This is a genomic window from Enterococcus sp. DIV0421 (genome assembly GCF_051713745.1).
GTDB classification, from domain to species: Bacteria; Bacillota; Bacilli; order Lactobacillales; family Enterococcaceae; genus Enterococcus_D; species Enterococcus_D casseliflavus.
Map to the genome: position 1 here is coordinate 1,176,699 of NZ_JBIOQM010000002.1, position 19,794 is coordinate 1,196,492.

Sequence of the window (19,794 nt, forward strand, 5' to 3'; positions counted from 1 at the left end):
CTCCTATTTAGCGTTTGTGTCTGAGTAAAAACCATGTTACGGCCAAACTTGGCACTGGTATTACCATTATTATATAAAGAAATAGTGTCATTCCGATGGGAATCTCCAACGGCTCAGTAGAAGCTGCAGCCCCATTTGATCGTGCATAGGCCAACGGATCATTTAAGGTCTCGTTCGTGTCCACATCAAATGTCTCACTTGTCTCTCCTGCATGTCCGACATTCTCAATTATATCTAAACTGCCCCCGTCGAAGACCTCAGGATAATTCGTCACCAGACTCATAATCATGGCGATCAGCTCTTCAGCGGTACTTTTTTTGACACCTATGAGAATGTGCCATGACCAATCCGCTTCTTGCAAAATTGTCCCGCCAATCGATTCGACTGCTTCATGGATCTTCGCTTCTGATACTCGGAATCGGTCTATTTCTGTTTCTCCAGCGATTCCCATGTATAAGCGATTGTTCACAAATGTTCTTTCATCCTCCCAAAAGAATTCAGTACTAATTTCATCAGGAGTTGGTGACGGCAGAGCGGGTGGATCTACCACAGTAATCGGATGTTCTAATTTGAATCGCCCACTGGCGCCGCTGCTGTCAACCGCTACAAGCTCAAGATACATCGCTTCTGATTGATGATAGGGCAAAACAACGATTCCACTGCCGAAATCGAATTCCTCCACTGTGTCGTGATTGTTTTCATCTTTCAAATAAAGATGACTATGGTATGCCCCATTGATCTCAACGTGAACATCAATTATCTCACTTCCACTTGACGGAACGGCCGTATAGGTGAGATAAATAGACGGATTTGTCACTTCACTCTTGAGAAAATCAGTATGTATCACAACGTTTGCTTCATCACCTGTTGCAATTTCATTCAATTCTGTTGCGTAAACGTCTCGTGAAAATAGCTTTAGCAGTAGTATTACCAAAAGAATGTTTTTTTTCTTTTTTCCACTCATAACGCCGCATTTCTTTCGTCGGTTCGTGTGACTAACCCTCAACCTTTTCATCGTGTTTTCCCATCTCCTTATTCCTCTTTCTTCAAGTAGTCGTTCTTCCCTGTTCTCTTTTCTTGAGCCATTCTCCTTGGCTCTTATTGTTTAGGTTCTTTTTCTTTAACTATACACAGGAACCAGCCTTGCAACAACGAAAACTAGCATTTTTATTCATATATATTCAATTTTATACAACAAAGTGACGTTTATTATTTGTTTGATCCAGTTTCTCTCTGACGATTGGCTCATCGATAGAAAGTATTTCCCTGTTGAATCGGTGACTTGCGCTTCTCATTCCTCTCCCTTGTGGTTCTCTAACCATGATCCAGACAAAAAAACACGCTCGAAAATCGAAAAGATTCTCGAACGTGCTATTTTTGATTGATTGTCGATCAATTAATCGATTGATTTGAAAGTATTCACGACATTCTCAACACTGAAGCCGAATTCCGCTAAGACTTTGTCACCAGGTGCGGATGCACCGAAATGATCGATCGCGATCACTTTTCCATGGCAACCGGTGTAACGTTCCCAACCAAATGGGGAAGCTGCTTCGATCGCTACCCGTTTCTTCACTGCTTTTGGCAAGACGCTTTCTTTGTATTCTGAGCTTTGTGCTTCAAACAAATCAAAGCTTGGTAAGGAGACCACCGATACATCGATGCCTTCTTCTGCCAATTTAGCTTGTGCTTGGACCGCAAGATTCACTTCAGAACCTGTGGCGATCAAAATCCCCGCTGGTGTTTCACCAGCTTGTTTTGAAATCACGTAACCACCTTTTGCGACATTTTCATCCGCACCGGTTTGCGTGCCTTCGATCACTGGTAGATTTTGTCGGCTTAAGACTAAGACTGTTGGTTTATCCGTTGTCGTCATGGCCAATTTCCAGGCAGCACGGGTTTCATTGCCGTCTGCTGGACGAATCACTTGGACATTTGGCATGCAACGGACGCTGGCTAATTGCTCGATTGGCTCATGCGTCGGTCCATCTTCTCCCACCGCCACGGAGTCATGCGTCAAGACATAGATCACAGGTGCATGCTGGATCGCAGACAAGCGCACCGCTGGACGCAAGTAATCAACGAAGACGAAGAAGGTTCCGCCATAGATTCGCGTACCGCCATGCAATTGGATGCCGTTCATCGCTGCCGCCATCGCAAATTCTCGAACGCCAAACCAAATGTTGCGGCCTTCGTATTGGCCAGGTTCAAAGTCTTTTTCTGCTGCCACCATCGTGTTGTTGGATCCAGAAAGGTCAGCCGATCCACCCCAGAGACTAGGGACGGCTTTGGATAAGGCTTGGATCATCTCTTTGCTGGATACTCGACTAGCTTGTGAGCTGCCAACTTCGTAGCTTGGTAATGCTGCATCCCAATCTGCTGGCAATTCACCCGCAAAGGCTTGTTTGAATTGCGCAGCAAGTTCTGGGTAGGCTGCTTCATAGGCACGGAAGGTTTCGTTCCAAGCTGCTTCAGCTTTTTGCCCTTCATCGATCATGGTTTCTTTGAAGCGCGCGGCAACTTCTTCAGGTACGGTAAATTCTGGGTATTCCCAACCATAAATCGCTTTGGCTGCAGAAATGCCTTCGGCACCGATCGGCGCACCATGAACGGCAGAGGTGCCTTGATTTGGCGCACCGTATCCGATCACAGTCTTGATTTCGATCAAGGTTGGTTTGTCGCTTTCAGCTTTTGCTTCGTCGATCGCTTTCGAGATCGCTTCTAAATCATTGCCGTCTTCAACGAGAATGTGTTGCCAGCCATACGCTTCAAAACGCGCACCGACATTTTCTGTAAAGGCTTTTGAAGTTGGGCCATCTAGGGAGATGTCATTTGAATCGTACAAGACGATCAGTTTGTCTAATTTCATGTGACCAGCCATGGATGCAGCTTCTTGCGAAACACCTTCCATCAAGTCCCCATCGCCACATAAAGCGTAGGTATAGTGATCAATGACTTGATACTTGTCGCGATTGTAGGTTGCAGCCAAGTGGGCTTCGGCCATCGCCATACCGACTGCCATGGCGATCCCTTGTCCTAAAGGTCCAGTGGTTGCTTCCACGCCGTCTGTGTGATCGACTTCTGGATGTCCTGGCGTGCGGCTATCCCATTGACGGAAGTTTTTTAGATCCTCAATGGTCACATCGTAACCAGACACGTGCAACAAGCTGTACAATAACGCCGAACCGTGTCCAGCAGACAAAACAAAGCGGTCACGATCCACCCAGTTGCGAGAAGTCGTTGGATTGACTTTCAAGTGTTTCGTCCACAAGGCATAGGCCATAGGTGCTGCCCCCATCGGTAATCCTGGATGTCCTGAATTGGCTTTTTGTACGGCTTCGATACTTAATGTACGAAGGGTGTTCACTCCTAATTGATCGATTTTATCAAACAATGGTAGTTCCTCCTAATTTAGGTTTTTTTTACCTTTATTACATCTTTCATTATACGTGATTCAGAAGCTTATTTCAATAGCAATGAAAAGGAATTCACAATTATCTGCCGTGGAGACCTTTTTTCTTTTGAATCTCTTTTAACTTCTCTGGTGTTACATCAGCACCTTCAGGGTCAACGATTTTCATTCCTTCGATATGGTGTCGCATCCCTCCACGAAAGGCGGTTAAATACTCTTCACGCAGAACTTTTTGTTCGTGGGTCTCAGCCTCAGTCAATCCTTCTGTTTTTTTCTTGTTGGCAAGTTCATTGATTCGAGCTAATTTTTCTTGAGATAGCATAGTTGTTCCTCCTTTTCCCTCTTGATTTTACTACAAACTAGCGAGCAAAAACAATAGCACAAAAAGCGAACATTTGTTTGAATAATCGATATAGCTATGGTACACTAAGGTTATCAAATGAAAGAAGGTGTCAGTTTTGGCAAAACGAACAGAAAATCGACAAATCGAAATTCTTAAGTTCATTCATACACGTGTCACTGAAAAAGGCTATCCGCCGACTGTTCGCGAAATTGGCGAAGCCGTTCAGTTATCTTCTACCTCAACTGTTCATGGCCATTTGTCCCGACTTGAAAAAAAAGGGCTGATCTTACGAGATCCTACAAAACCCAGAGCCATTGAATTAACTGCTTCCGGTCTTGAAAAAATCGATGTTCAACCAGCATCCATTCCGATGCTTGGTGTCGTAACTGCTGGAGAACCGATTTTAGCCGTGGAAGATGCATCCGATTTCTTTCCGATTCCGCCAGATTTAGCGAATAGCACAGGAAGTTTATTCATGTTGACGATCCGAGGAGAAAGTATGATCAATGCTGGCATTCTCGACGGTGATCAAGTAATCGTTCGTAAACAACAAAGTGCTCAAAATGGCGATATCGTGATTGCTATGACAGATGAAGACGAAGCTACGTGCAAACGATTCTATAAAGAAAAGAATTACATTCGTTTACAACCGGAAAATGATTATTTAGAACCAATCATTTTGCCTGACGTAACGATTTTAGGATTGGTTGTTGGATTGTATCGCCATCTGCTTTGATGCTCAACGAGCTGACTAGGAAATCTTCGTTTCTACGAAGATTTTTTTTCTTTCCTCTTTACAAAGCGAACAAACATTCGTATAATAAGTATACAAACATAAGTTCGTATTATTTAAGGAGTGAATGAGATGAAAGCAGTTCGTCGATTTGGTTTTATGTTGTGGGTATTATTGATGGGAATTGTTATTGGCTATTTTGGCGTTTTAAGTGCTGTTCTGATTTTTTGCCCTCTAATGATGCTTTGGTTCATGCTTTGGGATGAAAAGAAATTCCGCCAAGCAGAGCGCAAACGTAACCGCCATTATTATCACGATCATGATTTTTATCGTTATGAACCATGATCCTTCCCCTACATACGCCCATAAGGCAGCAGAAACAAAAAAGGACTCCAGCGAGTCCTTTTTTGTTTCTGCTTTTTTAGTATTCCATTAACGTCTTAATTTCGACACCTTGGATCTTGTCTCTTCCATGTAGATCCATCAGTTCGATCAAGAAGGCACAGCCAACAACGATGCCACCTAGTTTTTCTACGAGTTCGATCGTTGCTTTGATCGTTCCGCCAGTTGCTAGTAGATCATCACAGATCAAGACACGTTGACCTGGTTTGATGGCATCGGCGTGCAGCGTCAAGACATCCACACCGTACTCTTTTTCATATTCTGCTTCAATCGTTTCCCGTGGCAATTTTCCTTTTTTACGTACTGGGGCAAAGCCGACACCTAATTGATAGGCAACTGGACAACCAACGATAAAGCCGCGGGCTTCAGGTCCTACCACCATATCGATGCCTTTTTCTTGTGCATACTCAACGATTTGTTGTGTCGCATACCGATACGCTTCTCCATCTGCCATCAATGGCGAGATGTCCCGAAAAATAATTCCCTCTTGGGGATAATCAGGAATACTAGCAATATACTCTTTTAAATCCATTTTCTTTCCTCCTAGACTGTCAACCACTGACGAAGGGTTGATAAATCACTCATTAATAAAAATTCTTCTGTTTTGATCAGTTTTTGTCGTTGCTGATACAAATGACTCTCCGTCAATGGACGGGAAACAGGATCAGCAGTTTTATTCAAAACACCATCTTGTATTGTAACAAATTCCAGCTCAGAAAACACCTGAATCATGAAAATAAGTAATTTTTGTGGAATTTTTAGATAGTCAGCGACCATCTTTAGTTTGTAACGAATGTCCAAACGAGGCTGCTGTTTGATCAGTTGAAAGAGACGACTGTATTGCTCTCTTGTCCCTACCCCATCTAAATAAGCATCTTCTGTCGAGTAGAAAACAAAAGCAACTCTTGACGCCTGGAGCGCTTGAACGATCTCTTTGATCAATGCAGGGTCAGCAGGACAATCTAAAAATGCAATCTCTTGGAACTGACCAGCACGAAAAGTATCTTCCAAGGCTGTAACTGAGTCAAATATGGTGGTTTGCCCACAAAAGCCTTGCAATTCCCGAGGAAGTTTCTGCTTGAAAAGAACGCCTAGTGTTTGACTGCCCAGAGAGACACCTTGACGGCTTCTTTTCGAACGATAATCAAATAGCTGAATCCCTTCCACTGCAAAATCATCCAACATGAGCTGCGGTTTTTTGTTGCCATTCCATTCATTGATGGAAAGCTGACCAACGATCGATAAGCGGTCGTTTTCAAACGCTACTAAATCTTTTCCAAAACCAAACCCAATGACATCCAGCTGCGTGTTAGACTCATCGCTCATCACTAACTTCAAATGCTGATTTTCTGAACCAATCTGGCGAGCATTTTGAGTCATCAGATTAGAAAATAAAAATTTCGGTAAGGGGTTGTCCGTTCCAAAAGGCGCTAAGACTTTTAATGATTCAATAAAACTGATCGAAACTTCTGTTAACGGTAGCTCCTCATCGATCGCTAATGGGATGCCCTGACTGAGGTCAATGGCATTTTCTTCAACATAACGATTCATTTGGGCTTGCAGCATATCTAAATGATCGATGGGGATACTTAATCCAACTGCTGCATGATGGCCGCCAAAGCTAGTAAACATGTCTTTCATCGTCGACAGCATTTCAAACAGATTCAACGCAGCAATGCTTCTTCCCGACCCTTTGGCTAAGCCATTTTCTTTTTTTGTCAAAACGATTACTGGTTGTCCTGTACTTTGCATGATTCGTCCTGCCACGATCCCTAAAACGCCTTCGTGCCAATGATCTCCCACCACCAAATGAACATGATTCGCAGGATCGATTTTTTCTTGTGCTTCTTTCATGATTTCTTCAACAAATGTTTTTCGCTGCTGATTGATTGTATCTAAGGTTTTGGCTAAGCTTACTGCCTCTTCTTCATCGAAGGTAGTCAACAAGCGAACAGCCGGATTGGGGTCCTCCAAACGACCGATCGCATTTAACCGTGGTCCAACGGCGAAGCCAATATCTGTTTCGTTGACTGTTTGTTTTTTTAAACCGCTGACTGACAGCAACTCATTCAGTCCGATGCGATCCGATTGCTGAATCATTTTCAACCCGTTGCTGACTAATAGCCGATTCTCATCGGTTAAAGAAACCATATCAGCGATCGTCCCAATCGCAACAAGATCAAGCAATTCCACTGGCACTTCTTCTAACAAAGCGCAAGCCACTTTAAATGCAACGCCGACTCCAGCCAAATCACCAAAAGGATAGTTTCCTTGAGGGTGACGGGGATGGACAATAGCAAACGCCTCCGGTAGTTCTGCAGGTAGTTCATGGTGATCTGTGACGATCACGTCAACTCCTTGTCCTTGAGCATAAGCAATCGCCTCATGACCAGACACCCCATTGTCGACGGTGATGATCAATTGCGTCCCTGCTGCAATTTTATCTTGATAGACAGTTAGATTGGGCCCATATCCATCTGTAAAACGATTAGGCAAATAATACTCAGCTTCCGCCCCTAGCAATTCCAACGTTTCCTTTAACACGGTAGTGCTCGTAATCCCATCCGCATCGTAATCACCATAAATCAAGATTCGTTCGCCATTTAAAATCGCTTCATGGATTCGTTCCACGGCTTTAGCCATATCATGAAATAAAAACGGATCATGAAGATATTGCAGGTCCGTTGATAAAAAAGCATCGAGCGCCTCTGCTGTTCGAATATTTCGCTGCCATAGCAACGCGCCGATCCGCTCAGGGATCTTTCTTTCTTGGATCAGCTCTTTAAATACTGGGGTCGTTTCGCTTTCTTGCGGACGCACCCAATGAAAATTTGCACGTTTCACCAAATCACTCCTAACTAGGATATTATAGCAAAGTTTATGCAAAAAAGAAAAACAACGAGAGAAACAGCACTCGTTTTACAACACAAAAAAAGAGCTTGCAGCAAATCTTGCACTAGCAAACTCTTTTTTTGTGAAACGTCGTTCTTTTAGGCTTGCGATTCAAAAGACTTCATTTCCTCATCGATCGTTGGCGGCGTGGATGCGCCCGCAGCACGTGAGGAAAGCTGGGCTTCTTGATCATCGAGCTGCTGCTGTCTTGCCGCTAACTCCGCCTGCTTGTTCGTGTATTCCCGTTCCAAAGCTTCTCGTTCTTCTTGGAGAACCTTCTCGTTATTCGAACGATAATCTGAAAGCTCTTTTCTCAATTGCTTTAGTTCTTTTTTTTGGCGGAACATTGCGCTTGTGGAAACCAGCAGCAAAATCAATGCGCCTAACAAAGCAGAACCAATAATGACTAAGATCAGTGGCGATTGAATCGTTGTGAAGCCAAAGTTGATCGGGACAGTCATATTGTTTGCAACGGCAAATAAAACGATCACTAAAATCAGTAAAATACCAACGATAACACGCCATTGATTTTTCATGGGCTTCAACTCCTATTTTTTGTTGAACATCGTTCCCGCCATATAATCGCCGATTGAAGGAAACAGGGTATATAGTTTCGCAGCAGCGCCTAAAATATGTGGGCGATTGATTTCTCGTTTTGGATGGATCATCGTTTTGACGATCGTTTGCGCTAATTTGTTCGGTTCGAGCACTAGGCTGCCCACCGACGATAAGTAACTACCGCTTGGGTCTGCTTGGTCAAAGAATGCCGTTTCGATCGGTCCAGGATTGACCGTTGTTACGTTGATCCCTAATGGTTTTAGTTCTAAACGTAATGCGTTAGAAAAACCGAGCACAGCAAATTTTGTTGCAGAGTAGACGGCCGTTTTTGGCGTAGCGATCTTACCTGCGATCGAAGCAACATTTATGATATGACCGTGCTTTTGTTCAGCCATTTGGATCGCTACTTGCTGGGTCAAAACCATCATGCCAAGCACATTGACTTCGAACATATTTCGGATGACCGCCGGGTCCATCTCTGTAAATTCTTGAAAGATCCCGTAGCCAGCATTATTGACGAAGACATCGATCTTACCAACTTTTTCATTGATTTTTTCTAGTAAGCGCTCCACACTTTCAGGATTTGCTACATCCAATTGAAACGCATACGCTTCTTTGCCGCTTAATTCCATACATTGTTCTTTGACTTTTCCAATCAGATTCGTTCTTCGGGCACAAGTCACGACGATCGCACCACGTTTTGCGGCTTCATAACAGATTTGTTCTCCAAGTCCAGCAGAGCCACCTGTTACAACGACAACTTTATTCTCTAAATTCATCTGTTTCTTCCTCTCCGGCAAAAGGGATCTCGACAATATCAAAATCTTTGACGATCAACGTATTCGGAAATACTTCTTTTGCTTCATTTACTAAATTTGTAATATCTTTGCCAACGTAACGCGCACTGATATGGGTCAACAGCAAACGCTTAGCTTGAGCTTCTTGTGCCACTTCGGCAGCTTGCCGCGTCGTCGAGTGAAAATAAGCGCGAGCCAACTTGGCTTCTTCTTTGTTAAAGGTACTTTCATGCACCAATACATCCGCATCTTCTGCTAGCAGTACGGCGTTTTGACATTTACGCGTATCACCTAATATCGCCACGATCCGACCTTTTTTCGCTTGGCCCAAGAAATCAGCCCCATTGATTTGACGTCCATCGTCAAGGGTAACTACTTCACCTTTTTTCAAACGACCGAAGAGCGGCCCAGGTTTCAAACCAAGTTCCAGTAAAGCCTGCACTTGCAATTCCCCTTGATGGCTTGCTTCAACAATCCGATAACCAAAACTGTCAATGCCATGATCAAGACGCAGACACGATACTTCAAATTGCTGATCTTTAAAAAGAATCCCTTCTTCTTCAATCTCGAAAAAATGTAAGGGGTAGCTGACTTTGGTCTGAGAAATCCGCAAAACGGTTTGAACGTATGCTTTGATCCCCTTGGGTCCATAAATCTCTAGAGGCGTGTCGCCTCCTTGAAAGGAGCGGCTGCTGATCAATCCTGGCAACCCATAGATATGGTCACCATGAAGATGAGTGATAAAGATTTTTTCAATCTTTCGTGGACGAATCGTAGAATGCAAAATCTGCATTTGCGTCCCTTCGCCACAATCAAAAAGCCAAACGGCATTCCGTTCATCTAAAAGTCGTAACGCAATGCTGGTCACGTTTCGATGTTTCGCAGGCACACCCGCGCCTGTTCCTAAAAATTCTAATTCCATAAGCTTCTTTCCTTTCATCTCTTTCCAATTTTAGCGGAAAAGAAATCAAGTTGCAATTGAAGCTTGTGGATTTTATTTCTCAGATTGGCGATCTTCTGCGTCGTTATGAGAGTTTTTCCAGTCTTCTTGAACGCGTGCTTTGGTGGATTCTTCGACTTTCTTAGCCGTTTCAATCTCTGCTTCCACTTCATCGTAGTCAAAGCGCGTGATGTCACCGCCTAATTCATTCATGATCAAATGATTCAAAGGACGATTGTCTTCTTCATCTGCGATCAATAATAACCCCGTATCACCAACACCAATTTGGTTTCCGACATGTTCAAAAAGCATTTGCGCATTTTGGATCTCTTTTGCATCACGAGTAGCACCGATCATACTGCCACCAAACCAGCCCAGCATGATTCCTAAAGGTCCGCCTAGCACACCAACGAGCATCCCGATCAATCCACCCGTTGATGTCTTATTGTTCCCAGTAAAATCGAGAAAGTCCTCGACTTTAAATTGATGCACGCCTTCATTGGTGTGGGTAAGAACTGCCATTTGTTCCCCTTTGATCTTCCGTTCCATATGCATCCGTTTCACTTCAGAAAAGGCTTGATACGCTTTGGCACTAGCATCAAAGTTCATTACAATGACTCGTTTTGACATAAAAATCGCTCCCTTTGGTTTATTTGTTCTTTTCTTTATTTTAACAGTAAATCATTTAAATGAAAAAAGAAACCAAAAAGACTGCTGATCATTGATTTCTTAGAGAAAATCAATGATCGGCAGTCAAAACCAATTCAACTATGAAGGATTTTTTTAAAAAAATGATGTTCTTTTAAACGCTTATTCGACAAACTCAAATTCAAAATTACCGATACGCACAATATCACCGTCTTTGGCACCTCTCGCACGCAATGCTTCATCGACACCCAATCCACGTAATTGACGAGCAAAACGCATCACAGTCTCATCGTGATCAAAGTTCGTCATTTGGAATAGTTTTTCGATTTTCTCACCGCTCAAGATCCAAGTTGCATCAGGATCGCGATCGATTGCAAACTCCGGTTCATCCGATTGGAAGCCGTAATGAACCACATCTTCTTCGATTTCTTCATCGTACAAGAGGAACTCAGGAGTGACTTCCAATAGATCCGCTGTCGCATTCAGCAAGGCATCGATTCCCTTACGAGTGACACCAGAGATTGGGAAAATCATTGGTTCATCCGCGAACTCATCCGTTTTTTCTTTTGCCAGCTGCTCTTTGAAAAGGGCTAGGTTTTCTTCAGCATCCGGCATATCCATCTTATTGGCAACGATGATCTGTGGGCGCTCTAGTAAGCGCAAGTTATGGGTCGACAATTCATTGTTGATGGATAAATAGTCTTCATATGGATCGCGCCCTTCCATGCCGCTCATATCGATCACATGTAAAATGACCCGCGTCCGTTCGATATGGCGTAAAAACTGAGTCCCTAAACCAACCCCTTGTGAGGCTCCTTCGATCAGACCAGGTAGATCAGCGACCGCAAAACTACGGCCATCAGTAGTTGTTACCATACCTAAATTTGGTACCAGCGTGGTAAAATGATACGCACCAATTTTTGGTCGAGCAGAGGAAATCACAGAGAGTAATGTAGACTTCCCAACTGAAGGGAAACCAACTAGACCAACATCTGCTAAAACTTTTAATTCGAGCTCGATTTTTCTTTCTTGACCAGGTTCTCCATTCTCAGCTAATTCTGGGGCTGGGTTTTTCGGAGAGGCAAACCGAATGTTGCCACGGCCGCCACGGCCACCTTTAGCAATCACTAATGTTTGGCCTTGCTCAATCAAATCACCTAATAAGGCACCTGTTTCAGCGTCACGAACGGTCGTTCCCTGTGGTACTTTGATGTAGGTATCATCTGAGCCACGACCGTGCATTCCTTTACTCATGCCGTTTTCCCCGGGTTGCGCTTTAAAATGACGATTAAAACGGAAATCCATTAATGTACGCAGACCCTCGTCTACGACTAAAATGACATCACCACCACGTCCACCGTCACCACCTGCGGGTCCGCCGTCTGGGACATATTTCTCTCGGCGAAAAGCAACCATTCCGTCGCCGCCTTTTCCTGCTTTGACATCGATTGTCACTTGATCTAAAAACATGGACATTATTTGTCCTCCATTCTTTTTTTACTACCTTCTATACTTTTTGATTATCAGTTATCTCACCTTAAGTGGTTACTATTTCTCTAATAAGAAAGTCTATTTTATTGTAACGACCGAAACGTCTTTTGTCTATCTTTTCTCATGGGTTTCCGTAAGAAATCGCGAATTCTTAAGGGTTATTCTTTGACAGTCACTTGAAATCGTAGCAAACTTTTAAGTGTACCAGACACAATCAAAGGAGGAAACAAGAAATGACAGTAAAAGTTGGAATCAATGGTTTTGGACGAATTGGACGTTTGGCTTTTCGTAGGATCAAAGAAGTTTCTGCCGATATTGAAGTTGTGGCAATCAATGATTTAACGAGTCCAGTCATGTTAGCACACTTATTGCAATTTGACTCGACCCACGGCACGTACCCTGGAACTGTTACTGCAACGGATAATGCTATCGTTGTCGATGGCAAAGAGACCCGTGTGTACGCTGAACCAGACGCAAGCAAAATCCCTTGGGCAAAAGAAAATGGCGTCGATATCGTTTTAGAATGCACGGGTTTTTACACTTCCGCAGAAAAAGCACAAGCCCATCTTGATGCGGGTGTCAAACGAGTCGTTATCTCCGCACCAGCTGGTAATATGAAAACGATCGTTTACAATGTCAACTCCGACACGTTAACACCAGGGGATACTATCATATCCGCAGGTTCTTGTACGACCAACTGCTTAGCTCCGATGGCCTACTTTTTAAATGAGGAATTCGGGATCGAAGTTGGTACGAAGACGACGGTACATGCCTATACTTCTACACAAATGCTATTGGATGGTCCGGTAAAAGGCGGAAACTTAAGAGCCGCTCGGTCCGCTGCAGATAACACGATCCCTCACTCGACGGGTGCTGCTAAAGCGATCGGTCTAGTTATCCCAGAATTAAATGGCAAATTACAAGGACACGCCCAACGGGTTCCTGTCGTCGATGGTTCTTTAACAGAATTAGTCTCAATTTTGAAAACCAAAGTAACCGCCGATGAAGTCAATGAAGCGATCAGAAAACACACCGTCGATAATCCGTCATTCGGTTACGATGACCGTGAGATCGTCTCTGGAGATGTGATTGGTACCACCCAAGGTTCTATCTTTGATCCGACACAAACAGAAGTAACCACGGCTGGCGATTTCCAACTGGTGAAAACCGTCGCTTGGTATGATAATGAATATGGCTTTACTTGCCAAATGATTCGTTTGCTAGAAGAATTTGCTCGTTTATAAGCCAAGGGTCAAGCAAAAAGTGCCGGTTCTTTTTTTGAACCGGCACTTTTTTATTCACTTGCTGGGTGATCGTATTTGTCCAAAAAAGCTGCAATTTTTTCTTTGTAAAGCGCTGGATCTGTTTTGTAGCTTTTCGCATGCTCGGCACCTGAAACAACCCACTTTTCTTTTGGTGCATCGGTCGCGTTATACAAAATTTCCAGCATCGAATAAGGAACAAACGTATCCGCATCGCCATGGATAAAAAAGATTGGACGCGTATTCTTTTGCAGTTGTTTGACTGCATCTGCTTCACCAAAGAAATACCCCGCTCGGATTTTTGTGACAAGGCTAGTGACATTCATCAATGGAAAGGCAGGTAGACCAAATAATTGATCGAGTTGATACCCCAATTCTTCATTGACGTTGGTATACCCACAATCTTCAATGATAGAAGTGACATTTTTCGGCAAGTCTTCCCCACTGGTCATCATTACCGTGGCAGCCCCCATACTGATGCCATACAAAGTGATCGTTTCTTCAGGACCATTTTTTGCGAGTACTTCATCGATCCATTGCAGATAATCCTTACGTTCGTGCCACCCAAAACCAATATAATCTCCTTCGCTGTGACCATGCCCTCGAGCGTCTGGAACCAAGACATTATAGCCTAAATCATGATACATCTTAGCATAGTCCGCCATCGTTTCTGCATTCCCCATGTAGCCATGCGCGATGATCGCCGTTTTTCCTCGATTCTTCTCCTCCGCCGGTAGATAAATGGCGGATAATTTTAAATCATCTTCAGAAGTCAGCTGCCACATCTCACGATTTGCGGGATCTGTAAACCAATTTTGCGATTCATTTCCTGTCTGATTTTCATCCGTACCAGGGGTATCTCCTTCCAAAAAATCTTTTTCTGAAGGAACCACCGCATAATCGTAAAAATAGTTTCCTGCATACCCTAATCCTGCAATTGCTAATACAGCCACTCCGATGGCAATCTTCCAGCGCAATTTCACACTTGTCACGTCCTCTTGTTATATAGTTTACATAATATTATTATGGTTTCATCGTTCTTCATGGAAAGAACCCACTACATAAATTACCGTTTTTTGCTCGTGTTTGTCAATTGCAAGCGCCCAAAAAGAAAACCATTGCCAACACGCTTTGTTGGCAATGGTTGATTTTTCGTGATAATTAGTTATTTTCGACCAATTTAAAACTTGACCAAGGTTTCAAAAATTCTAATAAGAATAGTTCCTCATCAGCGATCTTACCAACGACATTGACACGACCGTCATTTTTCATTGCTTTCAAGGCGATTTGCGTCTCACCTTTGTATTGTCCATAGCCAGCATTATCGATCAAGACATCCCCTCTTACCATATCACGGGTATCATGAGGTGGAAATTCCTTGTCTTTATAATAGATCCGCGTCATCGTTGAACGCAAGATGTACTCTGAGCGATCTCCTCGATAGCTGTGCAGATTATCGAAGAGACAAATTCGTTCATCTTCAGTGATTCCGTCAACGACATCGACTCTTAATGTCGGATAATCAGCATGAAACGCTTCAACCATTGCTGCCAATTCTGCTTCTGAAGCATAGGCATTTCCAATAGAGATATCATCGATCAAACCAGTCAACACTAAATGTTTGACTTGTGTAGCTAGTGGCAGATCACGATGGTCTTCCAAAGAGCATAAACCATCTTGTGTTGGCCATGGACCGAAATCAGCTTCGTGAGAATTCACGAAAGCCATCGTATTTAAATTGTATTTGCGGAATTTTTCCGAACAAAAAACAAAATGGTCATAGCCTAACCCTGAATAGCGATGAGGATAGAAGTTATGCGAACCGAGTAAATTTTCAGTATTAGGTGAATAACTCATGATGTTATCCACGTAGCTCGTGCCGCTGCTCATATTGATTTCGATTTTGATCCCGTAAGGATTACGGGTCATTTTGGCTTCTTCTGAACCAGTGAAACCAATATCTAACCGAACACCGTAAGCCCCCATCTCATCAAAGAAGGATAAATCATCATAAGAAATACCTAGCTGTTCGAATAAACCAGGATTGATATCTACCATGACTTCCATTCCTAACTGATTGGCATAATCCACGACTTGCTTAAAGTCTGCCAAGACTTTTTCTTTGTCATCGTTGATTTGCAGCAAACTGGTAAATACCCGTTTAAAGCCGTATTTGTGTGCCAAGTCTAGATACGCTTTGTCCTTTTCAAACGTTGAGCGCTCTGGATAAATCGATATCCCTAATTTTCCCATCAAAAAAACCTCCTGTAAATTCTATCCGTTTATTATAATGAATCCTCTTTCATTATAGCAAACATCTAAAAAGTGGTCTACACCTTTCCGTCTGTTTCTTTCTCATTCCACAAAATCTGCGCTTTCTTCTATGTCTCTTTTTTGTTATGATTATCATTAAGAAAACTGGAAGGAATGAAAGAATGAAAAAAATCCTATTCACACTGACAGCAGCTACTAGCCTTTTATTATTAGCTGCTTGTACAGGTTCAAGTACCACCGATCCCTCATCAAGCAATTCAGCAGAAAGCACGTCAACCTCAGAATCCGTTGACTTGAATGCCCTGGAATTGCCGCAATTATCAACGGATGTGCAAGAGAATGAAGCTTTAGTTGAAATGGTGACGGAAGAAGGCTCGATCAAAATCAAACTTTTCCCAGAGATCGCGCCCAAAGCAGTCGAAAACTTTTTGACCCATGCCAAAGATGGTTATTATGACGGCTTGACTTTCCATCGTGTCGTAGAAGAGTTTATGATCCAAGGGGGCGACCCTAATGGTGATGGCACTGGCGGAGAAAGCATTTGGGGCGAAGGATTCGGCGAAGAATACTCCAACCAGCTTTATCACTTGCGAGGCGCATTAGCAATGGCAAAATCAAGTGCGCCAAACAGCCAAGGCAGTCAGTTCTACATCGTTCAAAATGATCAAGATGTATCCGACGGTCTAGCGATCCAACACTATCCTGAAAAAATCATCGAAGCCTACAAAAATGGTGGAACACCACGATTGGACGGCAGCTATACTGTATTTGGTCAAGTGATCGAAGGCATGGATGTCGTAGATAAAATTGCGCAAGCAGAAACCCAAGACTCTGGCAATGGTGAGAATTCTCAACCAGTTGAGCCAGTGAAGATCGAAACGATCAAGGTCTTACAAGAAGCCAAAGAATAAATAAAAAACCGCTGAAGTCTCCGATATTCGGGAATTTCAGCGGTTGTCTTTTATTTTTGGTCGCCAACGATAAAGGTGAATTCGCATTCCGCAGCTTTTTTGCCGTCCACTGTAGCGACCGCATCAGCAGTTCCTACAGAGCCTTTGATTTTAGTGATCTCGAAAACAAGTTTCATGGTATCTCCCGGAACAACTTTTTGACGGAATTTGGCTTTGTTGATGCCGCCGATATACGCCGTTCTACCTTGGAATTCCTCGGATTTCAAGATCAGGATCGATCCTGCTTGTGCCAATGTTTCTAAAATCAAGGCACCTGGCATTACTGGATTTCCTGGGAAATGTCCTTGGAAAAAGTCTTCGTTGATGGTGACATTTTTCGTTGCGATAATCTTTTTGCCAGACTCGATTTCATCGACGTAATCAATATATATAATTGGGTAGCGATTTGGAATCAAATCCATGACTTCTGTTTCAGTCAATAGTTTTTTCATGGTTTCCCTTCCTTGCTTAAGAATTTATTATAGTTTGATTATCAAAGTATCATAGTTCAGCGAAATTCGCAACTAAATATTTATTAAGAAAAAAATAGTTTGACAATCAAACAATTATGCTTAATAATTAGAAATCAGATAGTTTGATTTACTATTTGTCATTATACGTATTTTATTATTGTTGAATTTATTAAGGAGTGGAATTATGAGTTTTTTAACCGGTAAAAAAGTTGTCGTCATGGGCGTTGCTAACAAACGCAGTATCGCTTGGGGCTGTGCACAAGCATTAAAAGCACAAGGAGCCGATGTGATCTACACGTATCAAAACGACCGCATGAAAAAGCCTTTAGAGCGCTTATTGGAATCTGATGAATTTGTAGTGGAATGTGACGTCGCCAATGACGAAAGCATTGCTTCCGCCTTTGAAACGATCAAAGAATATGCAGGTGAGATCCATGGTGTTGTCCATGCCGTTGCTTATGCCAATAAAGAAGATCTATCTGGCGATATTTTGAATATTTCTCGTGACGGTTATGCTTTGGCGCAAGACATCAGCAGTTATTCATTGATTGCCGTCACCAAATATGCCAAACCAATCTTAGCTGAAAATGCTGGAATCGTTACCCTTTCCTACTTAGGTGCCGAACGGGCAGTACCGAACTACAATATGATGGGAATTGCAAAAGCCGCTTTAGAATCAAGCGTTCGCTATTTAGCTGCCGAACTTTCACCGCAAAAAATCCGCGTCAATGCGATTTCAGCTGGTGCCATCAAGACGCTGGCAGTAACTGGTGTAAAAGACTATCAAAAACTGATCCAATTGTCAGAGGATCGAACACCTGATCATATTGGTGTGACGATTGAAGAAGTGGGCAATACTTGTGCCTTCTTGATCAGTCCATTATCAAGCGGGATTATCGGCGAAGTGATTTTTGTTGATAAAGGCGTTCATTTATCTTAATCAATAATTGTCATAGAAAAGTCTGCTATTTGCCTACCCGTTGGCTAAGCAGGCTTTTTCTGAAAAAAACAGATATTTCAGAAAACCTCCTTTGCATTTCTATTTTATCTTGGTTAAAATAGATGCAGTAAGACTTGGAGGGATTTTATGAAACAACTGCTACTTGCAGCTAGCACGACCGATTCAAGTGGTTCCAGCATTACCGAACCAGCAGCTGCTCAGCTCAATGCATTACAAAAATGGTGGGCATCGATCGACTGGGAATCGATCATTGGCCTACTGATCCAAAAAGCACTGATGCTGCTTTTTTTGTGTATCTTATTCGGAATTTTATTAAAAATAAGCAACATGATCATTGACCGGATCTATCGGTCCTATGAAAAAAAAGCCACCTTCAATGTGAGTCGAATCAACACGATCCATACCCTGATCCGCAATATGGTTCATTACACATTAGGCTTCTTTTTTGTCTATGCTCTCCTTTCAACCATCGGCGTACCTGTAGGCTCGCTACTAGCCGGTGCCGGAGTCGTCGGTGTCGCCCTCGGTCTCGGCGCCCAAGGCTTTATGAACGACTTGATTACTGGCTTCTTTATTATTACCGAACAACAAATCAACGTTGGTGATTACGTCCGCTTGACCAATCTGACGCTTGAAGGTACGGTGACGGCCGTCGGTATTCGGACTGTTCAATTAAAATCCGTTGACGGAACCGTTCATTATATCCCAAATCGTAACATCACGACCATCAGTAATACATCAAGAGCCAATATGCAAGTCGTGGTAGACGTACGTATCTTACCATCTGAAGGCTTAGATGAAATACGTGCCATCATTGAAGAAGTCAATGAACAGATTGCTCAGCAGCACGAAGAAGAGATTCAAACGGCCCCTACGGTCTTCGGTCTGGTGGATCTAGGGAACAACAACTTTGCAATTCGCACGACCATGTATGTGACCAACGGTACGCAATGGAAAATCAAAGAGGAATTTTTGGCCGCATCGATCGATGCATTAACTGCCAAAGGCTATACGATCCCCAATGCGCCGATCGTCGGTATTTAAAAAAAGGTTATCCCGAAACTGGGATAACCTTTTTTCTATACCACATGCAGTTCATCTGTCATCTTTGGGGCATCTTCTTTCGAAATCAGCAAATAGCGTCTTTCGATTTCATGCGCCAAATGATTGACGGATTTTAAAATCTCTTTGCGAGTGATAATCCCAACAAAGACATTGTCATCATCAACGATCGGCAAGAATGCTTGATCCACTAACAGATGCAGCATACTTTCCAACTCATCGTTTTCTTTGATGCAATTCACATTGACTTCCATGACATCTGCCACAGTCAGCCCTTCAATATTTTCCATACTGAAGCCAGTGAGATCCATCATTCGTTCTACGATGTTTGAGAGGCTGATTAAGCCGACTAAATGGTCCTCACTATCTAGTACTGGGATCTTTGAATAGCCCACTTTTGATAAAACAAGCAATGCGTGACTCAAAGGGTGGTTATAAAATACCGATGCCACATTCTCTGCCGGCACCAAGAAATTTTCTTGATTCTCGAGTAATATTTTTTCTACGGTCTGTCCTATCAATCTAATTGCCTCCATTTCACAGCTACTCTTCTATTTTACTTGAAAATGAGAATAGAAAGTAGAAACCTGCAAAAT

Annotated in this window: 20 protein-coding genes; 6 read left to right on the forward strand and 14 right to left on the reverse strand. The window is 42.9% G+C overall.

The features are described 5' to 3' along the window. Window positions 1–7 precede the first annotated feature (7 nt). From IGI96_RS16730 to IGI96_RS16740, 3 genes are all read right to left on the reverse strand, one after another. Window positions 8–1,015: a hypothetical protein gene (locus IGI96_RS16730; protein ID WP_270306539.1), complete on the reverse strand. Its 1,008-nt coding sequence runs from the start codon at window positions 1,013–1,015 to the stop codon at window positions 8–10. A gap of 381 nt (window positions 1,016–1,396) precedes the next feature. Beyond that, a complete protein-coding gene (gene tkt / locus IGI96_RS16735) occupies window positions 1,397–3,394 on the reverse strand; it encodes a transketolase (protein WP_060791961.1) in 1,998 nt (665 codons plus the stop codon). A 100-nt stretch (window positions 3,395–3,494) separates the two neighbouring features. Continuing rightward, entirely contained in the window at window positions 3,495–3,734 is a 240-nt protein-coding gene (locus IGI96_RS16740) for a DUF896 family protein (RefSeq protein WP_005226164.1), read from the reverse strand. A 136-nt stretch (window positions 3,735–3,870) separates the two neighbouring features. Between IGI96_RS16740 and lexA the strand changes: the two genes are divergently transcribed. Beyond that, window positions 3,871–4,491 (forward strand): transcriptional repressor LexA, encoded by a 621-nt coding sequence (gene lexA, locus IGI96_RS16745; protein WP_005226165.1) that lies wholly within the window; start codon window positions 3,871–3,873, stop codon window positions 4,489–4,491. Window positions 4,492–4,620: 129 nt separating this feature from the next. Then, complete coding sequence (locus IGI96_RS16750) at window positions 4,621–4,833, forward strand: hypothetical protein (protein WP_005236082.1); 213 nt, start codon at window positions 4,621–4,623, stop codon at window positions 4,831–4,833. Window positions 4,834–4,909: 76 nt separating this feature from the next. Here IGI96_RS16750 and IGI96_RS16755 read toward each other — a convergent pair whose 3' ends face one another. The 7 genes from IGI96_RS16755 to obgE form a co-directional block, all read right to left on the reverse strand. Then, window positions 4,910–5,422 carry an adenine phosphoribosyltransferase gene (locus tag IGI96_RS16755; RefSeq protein ID WP_005226167.1) on the reverse strand — a complete coding sequence of 171 codons (513 nt, stop codon included), beginning with the start codon at window positions 5,420–5,422 and terminating at the stop codon, window positions 4,910–4,912. A gap of 11 nt (window positions 5,423–5,433) precedes the next feature. After that, window positions 5,434–7,734 carry a single-stranded-DNA-specific exonuclease RecJ gene (recJ, locus tag IGI96_RS16760; protein ID WP_167827405.1) on the reverse strand — a complete coding sequence of 767 codons (2,301 nt, stop codon included), beginning with the start codon at window positions 7,732–7,734 and terminating at the stop codon, window positions 5,434–5,436. Between the two features lie 146 nt (window positions 7,735–7,880). Further along, window positions 7,881–8,318 carry a lipopolysaccharide assembly protein LapA domain-containing protein gene (locus tag IGI96_RS16765; RefSeq protein ID WP_142973033.1) on the reverse strand — a complete coding sequence of 146 codons (438 nt, stop codon included), beginning with the start codon at window positions 8,316–8,318 and terminating at the stop codon, window positions 7,881–7,883. Window positions 8,319–8,330: 12 nt separating this feature from the next. Next, entirely contained in the window at window positions 8,331–9,119 is a 789-nt protein-coding gene (locus IGI96_RS16770; RefSeq protein ID WP_142973034.1) for an SDR family NAD(P)-dependent oxidoreductase, read from the reverse strand. After that, the gene (rnz, locus tag IGI96_RS16775; RefSeq protein WP_034857404.1) at window positions 9,103–10,059 is read right to left on the reverse strand and encodes a ribonuclease Z; all 957 of its coding nucleotides are present in this window, start codon (window positions 10,057–10,059) and stop codon (window positions 9,103–9,105) included. Before rnz ends, IGI96_RS16770 begins: the two co-directional genes overlap by 17 nt. 72 nt (window positions 10,060–10,131) lie before the next feature. Continuing rightward, window positions 10,132–10,707: a DUF456 domain-containing protein gene (locus IGI96_RS16780; protein ID WP_142973035.1), complete on the reverse strand. Its 576-nt coding sequence runs from the start codon at window positions 10,705–10,707 to the stop codon at window positions 10,132–10,134. Between the two features lie 180 nt (window positions 10,708–10,887). Further along, a complete protein-coding gene (obgE, locus tag IGI96_RS16785) occupies window positions 10,888–12,201 on the reverse strand; it encodes a GTPase ObgE (RefSeq protein WP_042890376.1) in 1,314 nt (437 codons plus the stop codon). A gap of 248 nt (window positions 12,202–12,449) precedes the next feature. Here obgE and gap point away from each other — a divergent pair, with 248 nt between their 5' ends. Next, window positions 12,450–13,460, forward strand: a complete 1,011-nt coding sequence (gene gap / locus IGI96_RS16790; RefSeq protein WP_438785383.1) for a type I glyceraldehyde-3-phosphate dehydrogenase — start codon at window positions 12,450–12,452, stop codon at window positions 13,458–13,460. Window positions 13,461–13,510: 50 nt separating this feature from the next. Here the strand turns inward: gap and IGI96_RS16795 are convergent, their stop codons facing one another. Then, on the reverse strand, window positions 13,511–14,461 hold the full coding sequence (locus IGI96_RS16795) for an alpha/beta hydrolase (RefSeq protein WP_142973064.1): 951 nt from the start codon (window positions 14,459–14,461) through the stop codon (window positions 13,511–13,513). A 178-nt stretch (window positions 14,462–14,639) separates the two neighbouring features. Continuing rightward, complete coding sequence (locus IGI96_RS16800) at window positions 14,640–15,731, reverse strand: DUF871 domain-containing protein (protein ID WP_438785384.1); 1,092 nt, start codon at window positions 15,729–15,731, stop codon at window positions 14,640–14,642. A 182-nt stretch (window positions 15,732–15,913) separates the two neighbouring features. On the opposite strand from IGI96_RS16800, the gene IGI96_RS16805 reads away from it, so the two are divergent. Beyond that, window positions 15,914–16,663 carry a peptidylprolyl isomerase gene (locus IGI96_RS16805; protein ID WP_438785385.1) on the forward strand — a complete coding sequence of 250 codons (750 nt, stop codon included), beginning with the start codon at window positions 15,914–15,916 and terminating at the stop codon, window positions 16,661–16,663. A 50-nt stretch (window positions 16,664–16,713) separates the two neighbouring features. Here IGI96_RS16805 and fabZ read toward each other — a convergent pair whose 3' ends face one another. Then, entirely contained in the window at window positions 16,714–17,154 is a 441-nt protein-coding gene (fabZ, locus tag IGI96_RS16810) for a 3-hydroxyacyl-ACP dehydratase FabZ (RefSeq protein WP_005226178.1), read from the reverse strand. 205 nt (window positions 17,155–17,359) lie between these two features. On the opposite strand from fabZ, the gene fabI reads away from it, so the two are divergent. Next, window positions 17,360–18,115: an enoyl-ACP reductase FabI gene (fabI, locus tag IGI96_RS16815; RefSeq protein ID WP_142973037.1), complete on the forward strand. Its 756-nt coding sequence runs from the start codon at window positions 17,360–17,362 to the stop codon at window positions 18,113–18,115. A 147-nt stretch (window positions 18,116–18,262) separates the two neighbouring features. After that, on the forward strand, window positions 18,263–19,180 hold the full coding sequence (locus IGI96_RS16820) for a mechanosensitive ion channel family protein (protein WP_438785386.1): 918 nt from the start codon (window positions 18,263–18,265) through the stop codon (window positions 19,178–19,180). Window positions 19,181–19,215: 35 nt separating this feature from the next. Here IGI96_RS16820 and cbpB read toward each other — a convergent pair whose 3' ends face one another. Beyond that, window positions 19,216–19,719 (reverse strand): cyclic-di-AMP-binding protein CbpB, encoded by a 504-nt coding sequence (gene cbpB / locus IGI96_RS16825; protein WP_005226181.1) that lies wholly within the window; start codon window positions 19,717–19,719, stop codon window positions 19,216–19,218. Window positions 19,720–19,794 lie beyond the last annotated feature (75 nt).

What these genes read in the sequence shown, in the direction of transcription:
- gap (WP_438785383.1), top strand. Translation starts at nt 12,450, where the DNA reads ATGACAGTAAAAGTTGGAATCAATGGTTTTGGACGAATTGGACGTTTG.
- fabZ (WP_005226178.1), bottom strand. Translation starts at nt 17,154, where the DNA reads ATGAAAAAACTATTGACTGAAACAGAAGTCATGGATTTGATTCCAAAT.
- fabI (WP_142973037.1), top strand. Translation starts at nt 17,360, where the DNA reads ATGAGTTTTTTAACCGGTAAAAAAGTTGTCGTCATGGGCGTTGCTAAC.
- IGI96_RS16820 (WP_438785386.1), top strand. Translation starts at nt 18,263, where the DNA reads ATGAAACAACTGCTACTTGCAGCTAGCACGACCGATTCAAGTGGTTCC.
- IGI96_RS16805 (WP_438785385.1), top strand. Translation starts at nt 15,914, where the DNA reads ATGAAAAAAATCCTATTCACACTGACAGCAGCTACTAGCCTTTTATTA.
- IGI96_RS16730 (WP_270306539.1), bottom strand. Translation starts at nt 1,015, where the DNA reads ATGAAAAGGTTGAGGGTTAGTCACACGAACCGACGAAAGAAATGCGGC.
- IGI96_RS16750 (WP_005236082.1), top strand. Translation starts at nt 4,621, where the DNA reads ATGAAAGCAGTTCGTCGATTTGGTTTTATGTTGTGGGTATTATTGATG.
- IGI96_RS16800 (WP_438785384.1), bottom strand. Translation starts at nt 15,731, where the DNA reads ATGGGAAAATTAGGGATATCGATTTATCCAGAGCGCTCAACGTTTGAA.
- IGI96_RS16765 (WP_142973033.1), bottom strand. Translation starts at nt 8,318, where the DNA reads ATGAAAAATCAATGGCGTGTTATCGTTGGTATTTTACTGATTTTAGTG.
- obgE (WP_042890376.1), bottom strand. Translation starts at nt 12,201, where the DNA reads ATGTCCATGTTTTTAGATCAAGTGACAATCGATGTCAAAGCAGGAAAA.
- IGI96_RS16770 (WP_142973034.1), bottom strand. Translation starts at nt 9,119, where the DNA reads ATGAATTTAGAGAATAAAGTTGTCGTTGTAACAGGTGGCTCTGCTGGA.
- IGI96_RS16780 (WP_142973035.1), bottom strand. Translation starts at nt 10,707, where the DNA reads ATGTCAAAACGAGTCATTGTAATGAACTTTGATGCTAGTGCCAAAGCG.
- IGI96_RS16755 (WP_005226167.1), bottom strand. Translation starts at nt 5,422, where the DNA reads ATGGATTTAAAAGAGTATATTGCTAGTATTCCTGATTATCCCCAAGAG.
- rnz (WP_034857404.1), bottom strand. Translation starts at nt 10,059, where the DNA reads ATGGAATTAGAATTTTTAGGAACAGGCGCGGGTGTGCCTGCGAAACAT.
- IGI96_RS16740 (WP_005226164.1), bottom strand. Translation starts at nt 3,734, where the DNA reads ATGCTATCTCAAGAAAAATTAGCTCGAATCAATGAACTTGCCAACAAG.